9 protein-coding genes are annotated in these 12,478 nt (G+C 39.3%); 8 read left to right on the top strand and 1 reads right to left on the bottom strand.

Going from position 1 to position 12,478, the window contains the following annotated elements; all coding sequences use genetic code 11:
• Positions 1-61: 61 nt before the first annotated feature.
• Positions 62-1,021, bottom strand: coding sequence for a glyoxylate/hydroxypyruvate reductase GhrB (gene ghrB, locus AACQ49_RS10215; RefSeq protein ID WP_004248508.1), 960 nt, complete (start codon positions 1,019-1,021; stop codon positions 62-64).
• Between the two features lie 431 nt (positions 1,022-1,452).
• Between ghrB and galE the strand changes: the two genes are divergently transcribed.
• The 8 genes from galE (at position 1,453) to AACQ49_RS10175 (ending at position 12,332) form a co-directional block, all read left to right on the top strand.
• On the top strand, positions 1,453-2,469 hold the full coding sequence (gene galE / locus AACQ49_RS10210) for a UDP-glucose 4-epimerase GalE (RefSeq protein WP_004248507.1): 1,017 nt from the start codon (positions 1,453-1,455) through the stop codon (positions 2,467-2,469).
• A 48-nt stretch (positions 2,470-2,517) separates the two neighbouring features.
• Positions 2,518-3,576 (top strand): UDP-glucose--hexose-1-phosphate uridylyltransferase, encoded by a 1,059-nt coding sequence (locus tag AACQ49_RS10205; protein ID WP_004243985.1) that lies wholly within the window; start codon positions 2,518-2,520, stop codon positions 3,574-3,576.
• A 111-nt stretch (positions 3,577-3,687) separates the two neighbouring features.
• Positions 3,688-4,860 (top strand): galactokinase, encoded by a 1,173-nt coding sequence (gene galK / locus AACQ49_RS10200; RefSeq protein WP_004248506.1) that lies wholly within the window; start codon positions 3,688-3,690, stop codon positions 4,858-4,860.
• A complete protein-coding gene (galM, locus tag AACQ49_RS10195; protein WP_161779029.1) occupies positions 4,847-5,917 on the top strand; it encodes a galactose-1-epimerase in 1,071 nt (356 codons plus the stop codon). The genes galK and galM overlap by 14 nt, the downstream gene beginning before the upstream one ends.
• A gap of 179 nt (positions 5,918-6,096) precedes the next feature.
• Positions 6,097-7,107 carry a substrate-binding domain-containing protein gene (locus AACQ49_RS10190; protein ID WP_004243980.1) on the top strand — a complete coding sequence of 337 codons (1,011 nt, stop codon included), beginning with the start codon at positions 6,097-6,099 and terminating at the stop codon, positions 7,105-7,107.
• 376 nt (positions 7,108-7,483) lie between these two features.
• Positions 7,484-9,118 carry a sodium/sugar symporter gene (locus AACQ49_RS10185; protein WP_004243978.1) on the top strand — a complete coding sequence of 545 codons (1,635 nt, stop codon included), beginning with the start codon at positions 7,484-7,486 and terminating at the stop codon, positions 9,116-9,118.
• A gap of 236 nt (positions 9,119-9,354) precedes the next feature.
• Positions 9,355-11,394 carry an IreA family TonB-dependent siderophore receptor gene (locus AACQ49_RS10180; RefSeq protein ID WP_004243977.1) on the top strand — a complete coding sequence of 680 codons (2,040 nt, stop codon included), beginning with the start codon at positions 9,355-9,357 and terminating at the stop codon, positions 11,392-11,394.
• 110 nt (positions 11,395-11,504) lie between these two features.
• On the top strand, positions 11,505-12,332 hold the full coding sequence (locus AACQ49_RS10175) for an alpha/beta hydrolase (protein WP_023843601.1): 828 nt from the start codon (positions 11,505-11,507) through the stop codon (positions 12,330-12,332).
• Positions 12,333-12,478 lie beyond the last annotated feature (146 nt).

Here is a 12,478-nt window from a genome sequence, read left to right as displayed (position 1 = left end):
ATTTGATAGTTTAAAGGTAATAAATTGTATTTATTACCTTTTTTTTTTATTCTTTGCTTAATTAAAAATTAACACAGTTTTCTTTTACATTATCGGTTAATGCAGCAATCAGATTGTCAACGGCACATTCAGCCATTGCATAGCGAGTCTCTTTAGTCGCAGAGCCAATATGGGGTAAGGCGACAACATTTTTCATGGTTAAAAGTGGTGAAGAGGTTGGCAGTGGCTCTTGCTCAAACACATCTAATCCGGCTCCAGCTATTTGTCGCTGCTCTAATGCGTTAATTAATGCTTTTTCATCAACCACGGCACCGCGTCCGGCATTAATTAAATAGGCGTCAGCTTTCATTAATGCAAACTGTTTTGCGCTTAACAGATGATGAGTTTCTGGTGTTAGCGGTAAAGTAATGCAGACAAAATCGGCTTGTTGTAAAAGCATCTCTAGGGAACAAAATTTAGCATTAAAATGCTGGTTAACATCGTTATATTCAGTACGAGAATGGTAAATAATATCCATATCAAAACCGAAGTGGGCGCGTTGTGCTAATGCTTTACCGATACGCCCCATACCAATAATCCCCATGGTTTTATGGTGAACATCAGTACCATACCAATCCGGCGTAATACTTTTTACCCATAAACCTTGTTTTATATTATCGGCTAGTTCAGGAATACGACGAGAGACGGCAAGAACAAGCGCCATCATTGTATCAGCGACAGTATCAGTTAATACCGTAGGTGTATGCATCAATTTGATATGACGTTCAGTGAGCGCGGCAACATCCACATTATCATAACCGACAGAAATCGTTGATACGGCTTTTAATTTTGGTGCTCTTTCAATAAAGTGTTTATCGATATTACCGCCGGCGCCTAACAATCCTTCAGCATGAGCGAGGGTGGCTTTAAAATCGGCACAATCGAGAGAGAGCGCGTTAAACTGTTTTACCTCAGCAACGGCAGATAATTTTTGTTGCAGTTTTTCTGGAAGCGGTTGATAAAGTATTACAACGGGTTTCATAGCGTTCTCCTAATTGGTATTAACTAATAGATATAAATCACACTCTCTTCTCTTCAATTCATCTATTGAGGCTACTCTTAATTTCACTGTAAAGCATATTAGCGTGGATGTTAATAAGGTATGATAAAAACCAATTAATATCAGTTTTATCATATAATTAAAGTATTCAGTATAATGTAATCGTTTACTTTTATGGTGAAGAGGGCACTTCTCTCTAAAATAACTATATAACGATTATTAACAATAATTTGCTGTAATACGGTTATATTAGGTCGTTTTTATTTAATGGTTAAGGAATAAGAAAAGCGTGTAAACGTTTACACTAAATGTCGGTTTGATCACGAAATTAGTTTGTTGAACTTGTTAAACTCTGAGGCAATCAACAAAACCGCTTGACGCTTTTCATTTGAAATAAATCAAAAGAGGTGAATGTGGAAATTTTAGTTACGGGTGGAATGGGATATATCGGTAGTCATACATGCGTGCAAATGTTAGAAGCAGGCATGACGCCTATTATTTTGGATAACCTCAGTAATGCAAATGAAGAGGTACTTAACCGAATTGAAGCATTAACAGGAAAACGCCCACTGTTTTATCAGGGGGATATTCGTGACGAAAAACGACTGGCCACAATTTTTACTCAGCACTCTATTCAATCAGTGATCCATTTCGCTGGATTAAAAGCGGTAGGTGAATCTGTTGAAAAGCCCATCGAATACTATGACAACAATGTTAACGGTACTTTGGTGTTAGTTCGTTGTATGCGTGATGCGGGCGTAAAAAGTATTATTTTCAGCTCATCAGCCACGGTTTATGGTGATCCTCAAACTGTGCCTATTACTGAAGAGTCACCTGTTGGTGGCACTACCAATCCTTATGGCACCAGTAAATATATGGTCGAGCGTATTTTGTCTGATCTCTATATTGCAGATGAGAGTTGGTCTATCAGTTTACTGCGCTACTTCAATCCAGTAGGTGCTCATCCATCTGGCACTATGGGGGAAGATCCTAAGGGTATTCCTAATAATTTAACGCCTTATATCTCGCAAGTTGCGATAGGTCGTCGTGAAAAAGTCGCGGTATTTGGTGATGATTACCCAACAAAAGACGGTACTGGTGTACGTGACTATATCCATGTTATGGATTTAGCTGATGGTCATATTGCCGCCTTAAATGCGTTAGGAGAAAAAGCAGGGTTACATATCTATAACCTAGGCACAGGGAATGGCACCAGTGTGATTGAAATGATTGAAGCATTTCGTAAAGCCAGTGGTAAAGCAATCCCTTATGAAATTCAGCCACGTCGCCCGGGAGATATCGCACAATGTTGGTCAAGTCCTGCCAAAGCAGAAAAAGACTTACACTGGAAAGCCATTCGCTCTATTGATGATATGGCAGCCGATGCTTGGCGTTGGCAATCACAAAATCCTAACGGTTATCTGAAATAGATCATAAAAACGCTATCAGATAATCTTTAATAAATAAGAGAGAAGATTATGTCAAAACTGATTTTTGATCCCGTTGAGCATCCTCATCGTCGTTATAACCCTTTGACTGGGCAGTGGATATTAGTTTCACCCCATAGAGCAAAACGACCATGGAATGGCAAAGATGAAAAACCTCAGATAGCGACACTTCCCTCTTATGATCCACATTGTTATCTGTGCCCAGGGAATACCCGAGTTTCGGGTGATAAAAATCCTGATTACACAGGCACTTATGTTTTTAATAACGATCACTCTGCATTATTGACAGACCAATATAGTGTTGAAGTATCCGATAATCCACTCTTCCAGACTCAAGCGGTGAGAGGGATCAGTCGTGTTGTTTGTTTTTCCCCCGATCATAGTAAAACTATTCCCGAATTACCTATTAGTAGCCTACGTAAAATCATTGATACTTGGGATAACCAAATAGAAGCGCTAAGTAAAGAGTATCTATGGGTACAAGTATTTGAAAACAAAGGTGAAACAATGGGGTGCTCTCAACCTCATCCTCATGGGCAAATATGGGCGAGTGATTTTTTACCTAATGAATTAGCACGCAAAGATAGCCAATTAAAAGACTATTTTAATCAATATGGCCGTAATCTATTAATGGATTATGTTAAAGCTGAATCTGAAGACGGTAGTCGAACCGTGGTTGAAACTAAATACTGGTTAGCTGTCGTGCCTTATTGGGCATCATGGCCTTATGAAACCATGCTATTACCAAAAAGCCATATTCGCAGAATGAGTGAATTAACGGCTGAACAACGTGATGATTTAGCCTTGGCAATAAAAAAATTAACCAGTCGTTACGATAATCTATTTCATTGTTCATTTCCTTATTCAATGGGATGGCATTTTGCACCTTCTTTTAAAGAGGGCGAAAGCATCGAGCATTGGCAATTACATGCCCTGTATTATCCGCCGTTATTACGCTCTGCGACAGTACGTAAATTTATGGTGGGTTATGAAATGTTGGCTGAATCGCAACGCGACTTAACGCCAGAGCAAGCTGCTTATAATTTACGCCAAGTAAGCGATATCCATTATAAAGAGCAAGAAAATTAGCTTAACGGGTTGATGGCGGACGCTTTTTAAATCACTACCTAGCCTAGGATGCATCACTATTATATTGATGTAACAGGTTGTTATTACTTAATTTTAAGTTAAGGATTTATTATGCAGGCACTGATTAATAATGTGACTCATTCTTTTACCTCTATTTTTGGTTATGCCCCAACACATTTTATTCAAGCTCCAGGCAGAGTTAATCTGATTGGTGAGCATACTGATTATAACGATGGTTTTGTTCTTCCTTGTGCCATTGATTATCAAATGGTAGTTGCTGCCGCCAAACGAGATGATAATCTTATTCGTGTGATTGCGGTTGATTATCAGAATGCGCAAGATCAATTTTCTCTCGAACATCCCATTGAGTTTTTACCTAATAAAATGTGGGCTAACTATATTCGTGGCGTTATTCATTTTTTACAACAAGCCAAATATGTATTTCAGGGTATGGATATTGCCATTACAGGGAATGTGCCTCAAGGGGCTGGCTTAAGCTCTTCAGCTGCATTAGAAGTGGCTATAGGACAAACAGTAAAAACACTTTATCAACTTCCTATTAGTCAAAAAGAAATTGCCCTTAACGGTCAAAAAGCAGAAAACCAATTTGTTGGATGCAATTGCGGTATTATGGATCAGCTTATTTCTGCATGTGGTGAAGAGAGCCATGCACTATTAATTGATTGTCGTTCATTAGCCACTACGGCGGTAAAAATGCCAGAAAGTGCGGTAGTGATGATCATTAACTCAAATAAAAAAAGAGGGTTAGTCGATAGCGAATATAATACGCGTCGTCAACAGTGTGAGGAAGCGGCAAAAATATTAAATGTTACTGCATTACGAGATGCGACCTTAGCGCAATTGCAAGCGAAAAAGGCACTGATGAATGATAAAGTATATCGACGTGCTCGTCATGTGATCACCGAAAATGAGCGTACTTTACAAGCGGCTGAGGCGTTAAAACAAGGCGATCTTACTAAACTTAGTGAGTTGATGGCACAATCACATATCTCTATGCGTGATGACTTTGAAATAACCGTTAACGAAGTGGATACACTGGTAGAAATTGTTAAATCAGTGATTGGTTCGCAAGGTGGCGTTAGAATGACTGGCGGAGGTTTTGGCGGCTGTGTGGTGGCGCTGGTGACTCCTGATTTAGTTGCAAAAGTGACACAAGCGGTTGAAGCCCAATATAAAACCCAAACAGGTTTAAAAGAAACTATTTATGTCTGCTCTGCAAGCCAAGGGGCGGGCTATCTGGAGATAACTAATGGCATTAAATGAAAACCGTTTTTTTAAGCCTGAACAGATGACCACACAAGCCGCTTTTGATGGTTTGCCTGCTCAAGTCGTGATTTTGACAAACCGTTTTGGTATGTCTATCTCCATTATGGATATTGGTGCAACATGGTTAAGTTGTATTGTCCCTGTGAATGGCTATCGTCGCGATGTGCTTTTAGGATCTGCAGATATGAAAGCCCATCAACAGCAAACGGCCTATTTTGGCGCAACGGTAGGGCGTTTTGCTAATCGTATTGCAGGGGCTAAATTCACCATCGCCGGAACTGAGTATCGCCTTGTTGCTAATGAAGGCAACAATACGCTACATGGTGGTAAACAAAATTTTAGCCATCGTCGCTGGAGTATTGTGGCGCAATCCACACAGTCGGTCACTTTAAGCTTGCTATCCGCAGATGGCGAACAAGGATTTCCCGGTACCGTCGAAGCCAGTGTGACATATACATTAACGGATGATAATGAAGTTCATATCAATTATCAGGCTATTAGTGATAAAACGACAGCGCTGAGTTTAACTAATCATGCCTATTTTAATTTAGCTGGGGAGCATACTCAGCGAACGGCTCTTGAACATGATTTAGTTATCCACGCTTCTCACTACTTAAAAAATGGCGCGGGTAATATTCCTACAGGGGAAATTGTCGATGTGACTGGGACGGGGTTCGATTTTCGTCAATTAAAACGTATTGGCATCGATTTTATGCGAGATGAATGTCAAAAAGCCGCTAATGGCTATGATCATGCGTTTATTTTAGACAAACAAAAAATAGCAGATAAAGCATCGATTGCCACAGTTATTGCCCCTGAAGGTGAGCTTAAAATGGATGTTTTTACTACCATGCCTTCTATACAGTTTTATACAGGAAATTTTTTGGCACAGAGTAAAGGAAAAACTCGTCGTTATGGTAATTATTCGGGGCTGGCTTTAGAGACACAATATTTTCCTGATGGGCCGAATCATCCTGAATGGGGTGAGAACCAAGGTATTTTAGCTGCAAATACTCCGTGGCATAGCCAAACAATATATAAATTTTATCAGTAATAGATAAAGGAAAGTGTAAACGCTTTCCTTTTTTACTGTTTATTTGATCATTTTACTTTTTAAATTTCTTATCTTCACTGATAATCATGCCACTTGTTTTATAACTTACTCTTTTTCTTAGCCATCGATTAATGACACAAGGTTTTTAATGCAGAATAAGAGTTATTTATGAGGTGGATATGGCAACTATCAAGGATGTGGCAAAAGAAGCGGGTGTTTCTGTTGCTACGGTATCTCGGGTCATTAATAACTCACCAAAAGCGAGCCGAGCATCGATAGAGATTGTCAATTCGGCAATGCAAAAATTAGGTTATCGCCCCAATGCTGCTGCGCGAGCGCTGGTCAGTCAAAGTACCCAAACATTAGGTGTTTTGGTGCATGACGTATCCGATCCCTTTTTTGGGACCTTGGTCAAAGCGGTCGATAATATCGCCAGAAAAGCGGGAAAACATATTCTGGTGTGTAATGGTTACCATGATGCGCAAGATGAACGCCAATCTATTGAACTCTTGATCAACAGCCGTTGTGATGGTTTAGTGATCCACTCTAAGGCACTTTCTGATGAAGAGTTGTTAGCTTATGCCAATGAAGTTAATAGCATGGTATTAATTAACCGTTTTATCCCAGAAATTGCGGAACGTTGTGTCGCCTTAGATAACTATAAAGGGGCATGGATTGCTACCGAACACCTTATTCGCCAAGGCCATACTCAAATCGCCTATATCTCATCCACTCACCATATTGAAGATACCAGCCAAAGGCTTGCGGGATATAAAGCTGCTTTAGCGGCTTATAATATTAGTTTGCCTGAAAGCTATGTTGAATATGGCGAGCCAGAAGGCGAAGGGGGAGAGCAAGCGATGATGCGTCTATTAACCAAGTCGATAGATTTTACAGCAGTGGTCACCTATAACGACTTTATGGCTGCTGGGGCATTATCGGTGCTTGATGAAAATGAGATCCCTGTTCCTGAAAAAATTTCAGTGATTGGCTTTGATGATGTACTTATCGCTCGTTATATTCATCCTCGACTAACCACGGTACGTTATCCGATACATATGATGGCAGAGCAAGCAGCAACATTAGCGTTAAAGCTTTCTCAAGGGGAAGTCCTAACCCAAAAGCAGCGTATTTACTCACCCACTCTGGTTCAGCGCAACTCCGTTTATAATTTAAGCCATCTTTCTTAATCATCCATTATACTTTAAACATGTTACAAACTTCTGATGCTAGGCTCAGAAGTTTATAACAGTTTGTTTAAGCGCCTTTTTTATCTGTTTTATCGCTTAAAAATATTCTTATTATTACCTGGTTATTTCTTGTAATCGTTATCAAACTCTCTCTATTTTGTTTATTTTTAGCGATGACTTTTTTCTCAATTAAAAGAGCATAAAGTGAAATCAGCGAATTTTGTTGATTTATTAGTTAAGGTAATCGTTTGTTATGTGCTTTATCGATCCGATTTTTAACATAGGCGATAAAATTGTGAACGGAGTAACGGAAAAAGCAAGTGGAAACGTTTACATTAATATTCTCTTCTCTCTATGGGTCTGAAAGGAAAATATTATGCATACAGAAGGTGTTGGATTAAGCACAATAGATTATGCAATCTTTGCCCTCTATGTCATCATTATTATTAGCCTTGGATTATGGGTTTCTCGTTCAAAAGATGGAGCTAAAAAAGGAACAAAGGATTACTTCCTCGCGGGTAAAACACTGCCTTGGTGGGCGATTGGTTCTTCTCTTATTGCTGCTAATATCTCAGCTGAGCAATTCATTGGTATGTCTGGCTCAGGATTTTCGATAGGTCTTGCTATTGCATCTTATGAATGGATGGCAGCATTGACGTTAATCATTGTTGCTAAATACTTTTTACCTATTTTTATTGAAAAAGGCATTTATACCATTCCTGAATTTGTTGAGAATCGTTTTAAAAGTCGTAATTTAAAGACGATCCTCGCCGTATTCTGGTTAGCACTCTTTATTTTCGTTAACTTAACATCTGTATTGTATTTAGGATCATTGGCGTTAGAAACCATTCTTGGTGTGCCGATGATGTATGCCATTATTGGTCTGGCACTATTTGCGGTTATCTACTCGCTTTACGGTGGACTTTCAGCGGTTGCATGGACGGATGTTGTACAAGTTTTCTTCCTGATCCTCGGTGGACTTTTCACCACCGTACTTGCTGTTAGCTATATCGGTGGTGATGGCGGAATAATGGAAGGCTTAAGTAAGATGACAGCCGCCGCGCCAGATCACTTTAAAATGATCTTAGCAAAAGAAAACCCACAATTTATGAATTTGCCAGGAATTGCTGTGCTAATCGGTGGGCTATGGGTTGCTAACCTCTATTACTGGGGCTTTAACCAATACATTATTCAGCGTGCTTTAGCTGCTAAATCTATTAATGAAGCGCAAAAAGGTTTAGTGTTTGCCGCTTTCTTAAAACTGATTGTGCCTATTTTAGTTGTTGTGCCGGGGATCGCAGCTTTTGTTATCACAACCGATCCTACGCTGATGGCAGGATTAGGAACAATGGCACAGGAGCATATCCCAACCTTAGCGCAAGCGGATAAAGCCTATCCTTGGTTAACACAATTCTTACCTATTGGGGCTAAAGGGGTTGTGTTTGCAGCACTGGCAGCAGCTATCGTTTCTTCTTTAGCTTCCATGCTTAACTCTATCGCGACTATTTTCACGATGGATATTTATAAAGAATATATTGGGCCAAAATCCTCAGAAACCCGCTTAGTTAATGTGGGACGTATTAGTGCGGTGATTGCATTGATTATTGCTTGCTTTATTGCGCCACTGTTAGGGGGCATTGATCAGGCATTCCAATATATCCAAGAGTACACAGGTTTAGTGAGCCCTGGTATCTTAGCTGTATTCTTGTTAGGACTATTTTGGAAGAAAACTAATGCTAAAGGGGCAATTATAGGGGTTGTACTCTCTATTCCTTTTGCTTTATTCCTAAAATTAATGCCACTAGGAATGCCATTCCTTGACCAAATGATGTATACCTTTATTTTCACCGCGGTTGTTATTGGTTTGGTCAGCTTAACCTCAACGAAAAGTGATGATAGCGTAGGGGCGATTGTATTAACTGATGCAACATTTAAAACCCAAAGTGGGTTCAATATTGCTTCTTATATCATTATGATCATCCTCTGTGTGCTTTATGCTGTATTTTGGTAATTAGTAATTAATTTTATTTATCAATGTATTACAAAAAAAAGCAGAGCCAATAGCTCTGCTTTTTTGTCACTTCAATGCCTATTCAAATCTTCTTATCTTTGTTGCTCTAAATTGCTTTGATGCAGATTAAAAAATATCACTAAATTGCAAAAGAAAATTATTCTCACAGTCAATTGATTAAGATAATATTAATCATTCTCATTACTATAACCATTATTTGACTTCAGGGATTTGTTATGAAATTTAAAATAAGTGCTTTAACAGCCTGTATTTTAATGACTTCTTATTCACTACATGCACAAGAAGATAAAGTAGAACGATTAGTTGTATCAGCCTCAGGGTTTGCACAGCAACAAACAGATGCACCCGCTAGCATTACGGTAATCAACAAAGAACAATTAGAGAAAAAACCGATACACGATCTTGCTGATGCCGTAAAAGGGGTTGAAGGCGTCAGTGTGAATGGTAATGCAAATAAACAAGAAATTACTATTCGTGGCTTACCCGGAGAATACACACTGATTTTGGTTGATGGCAGACGTCAAAATAGTCGTGAATCACGCCCTAATGGGAGTGGTGGATATGAAGGTGGATTTATTCCTCCTGCGGATGCCATTGAACGGATCGAGGTAATACGTGGGCCAATGTCATCACTCTATGGCTCAGATGCGATGGGCGGTGTGATTAATATTATTACTAAGCCTGTTACTAAAGAGTGGCATGGTGCAGTTTCCATGGGGGGAACATTGCAACATAACCGTGACGCGGGAGATTCTATCAATGGTGATTTTTATCTTTCAGGCCCATTAATTGAAGATAAATTAGGTTTACAACTTTATGGTAGTAGCTACTTACGTGCAGAAGATAAAATTACGTATGGGCAAGGGCGTAACGATAATAAAAATATTACGGCCAAATTAGCTTTTACTCCTACAGATAACCAAACCATTTTATTAGAAGCTGGACGCAATTCGCTACAACGCACGACAACACCGGGTAAATCGATGAGCGAATTTACCAATCGTGGTGGACGTCTTGATAAAAACAAAATGCTAGAAACGAATAATGACCGTAACCATTGGGCATTAACTTATAAAAATCAGTTTGATATTTTGCACTCTGAGTTAAGTGTTTATCAAGAGCAAACCAAGCGTGTTCAAAAGACGGAAGGTGTAGATAAAGCGACAGGAAATAGCTACAAATATTATGAAGATCGCCGCCCTGAAATCACTAATACTGTTTTCGATGCTAAATTTACCGCATTCCTTCCTGATAATGTGATGACTTTTGGTGGTCAATACCAATATGCACGTTTAAAAGACGAATCTTCAGTCGGCGGTAAAGAGGTCAAACAATCTACGATCACCGCTGATCAAAAAGCGTTATTTTTAGAAGATGAATTTAGTGTCACTGATAATTTAGCCCTAACTGGGGGAATACGTCTTGATGATCATGAATACTATGGTAAGCACTGGAACCCAAGAGCATACGCGGTTTACCATTTAACCGACGAATTTACCATAAAAGGGGGGATTGCTAAGGCCTTTAAAGCCCCGAGTTTACGAGAAATTAGCCCTCAATATGGTACATCAACGGAAAAAGGGCGAGCGATTATGTATGGTAATCGTGACTTAAAACCTGAAACTTCGGTTAGCCAAGAAATTGGTGTTGGTTATGACAATGGTGATGGTTTTACCGCCAATGTGACCTTCTTTAATACAGAATTTAAAGATAAGCTTACCAACTACGATACCGGTGAAATCGATCCTATTACCGGATTAAAACTGTACCAATATGATAATGTGGGTAAAGCTAATATTAAAGGGATTGAAACCGCGGTTGCATTCCCTGTCGCTGATAATTGGCGAGTAAGTGCTAATTACACTTATATCAACTCTAAGCGTAAAAGTGATGACGAAAAATTAGGCTCTGGTGAATCATTAAAAGGTTATCCATTGGATATGACACCAAAACATAGCGCCAATGCGCGTGTTGATTGGCAATACGATGAAGCCACCAGTTTCTATGCCAATACTGCCTATACTGGTAAGCAAATTTGGGCGGCTCAACGAAATGGTTATACTGGCGCTCGTTATCGTAGTGGTTATACAACCTTTGATTTAGGAATGACCTATAACTTTAATAAAAATACCATGCTAAATTTAGCCGTATTGAATATTACTGATGAAACGGGTCCTGCGGTCAACGATAAAGGGGGGAACTGGGTCGTTGATGAAGGCCGTCGTTATTGGGCAAATATCAAATATAGTTTTTAATCTATCTCAATAAAGGTAAGCCTCATTTATTATGGGGCTTACTGCCATCATTTGATAATAACTTACAGAGTATCTGATTGATGAGAATACTAATGTTATGTGGAATGATAATGTTATCTTCTATTGTGCAAGCAAGACCTAATCAACAAGTTCCTCAACTCACACCACAAGTATCAACCTATTATCACATTATGGAAAAAGAGGTTGAGCATCAAGGAAAGCAGTATCGCTTTTTTCTTGCGATCCCCAAAAATACGCCTAAGACAACAGTGCTGTATAGTGTTGATGGAAATGCACAATTTCCACTTATTGTGAATGAAGCACTAGCGCAAGCGAAAAAGCCATTGCCTGTTATTGCAAGCCTAGGCTATGTAGGTGAAAAGGCCTATTTTATAGCGGAAAGAACTCACGACTATACCCCAAGAGTACATGGCGAAGCCTTTGCAAAAGGCGGTAATGCTGAACAGTTTTATCAGTTTATGGTAAGCCAATTAAAACCCTATGTACTAGCACAGGCGGCGCAAGAAAACATCACTATTACTGAGCAATCACTATTTGGACACTCCTTTGGTGGCGTGTTTACGCTATATGTATTATTTAACCATCCAGACGCTTTTCAACGTTATATTGCCGCTAGCCCATCTCTTTGGTGGGGAAAAGGTGAGTGGATCACTCAAGATAAATGGCAACAGATCCCCAATAATGTTGCGGTGACCATTACATTAGGTGAATTAGAAGAAACCCCTGATTTTTCTCAAATGAGCGAAGAGCAACGCTTGCGCTATCAAACGCGTAGTAGCTGGCTTACTCCTCGACAACTCTGTGATTATCTTACTGATGCCGGCAAAACATGCCAATTTTACCTCTTTACGGGTAAAGGACATGGCAGTTCAATCCCTGATGCAATCAAAACCGCTTTAGAACAAAGTACAGAATAAGCGTTGTTATTAACGGCTGTTTTATTTAATAAAATAGCCGCTATTCTGCTCTGTGCGCTGTTATCACAAAGGTTATAGATTATTCTCAATTTTAAAAAATAATTTGCGCCAAGGACTACTTTTTTACCGTGAAAGGACGATAATAA

The organism is Proteus sp. G2675 (assembly GCF_963886535.1).
GTDB lineage: Bacteria > Pseudomonadota > Gammaproteobacteria > Enterobacterales > Enterobacteriaceae > Proteus > Proteus mirabilis.
Note: the sequence above shows the minus strand (reverse complement) of the source record. Positions and strands in the feature narration are given on the sequence as shown.

Excerpts from the sequence above, each read along its gene's own strand:
- ghrB (WP_004248508.1), bottom strand. The coding sequence starts at position 1,021 with ATGAAACCCGTTGTAATACTTTATCAACCGCTTCCAGAAAAACTGCAA.
- AACQ49_RS10205 (WP_004243985.1), top strand. The coding sequence starts at position 2,518 with ATGTCAAAACTGATTTTTGATCCCGTTGAGCATCCTCATCGTCGTTAT.
- galK (WP_004248506.1), top strand. The coding sequence starts at position 3,688 with ATGCAGGCACTGATTAATAATGTGACTCATTCTTTTACCTCTATTTTT.
- galM (WP_161779029.1), top strand. The coding sequence starts at position 4,847 with ATGGCATTAAATGAAAACCGTTTTTTTAAGCCTGAACAGATGACCACA.
- AACQ49_RS10190 (WP_004243980.1), top strand. The coding sequence starts at position 6,097 with ATGGCAACTATCAAGGATGTGGCAAAAGAAGCGGGTGTTTCTGTTGCT.
- AACQ49_RS10185 (WP_004243978.1), top strand. The coding sequence starts at position 7,484 with ATGCATACAGAAGGTGTTGGATTAAGCACAATAGATTATGCAATCTTT.
- AACQ49_RS10180 (WP_004243977.1), top strand. The coding sequence starts at position 9,355 with ATGAAATTTAAAATAAGTGCTTTAACAGCCTGTATTTTAATGACTTCT.
- AACQ49_RS10175 (WP_023843601.1), top strand. The coding sequence starts at position 11,505 with ATGTTATCTTCTATTGTGCAAGCAAGACCTAATCAACAAGTTCCTCAA.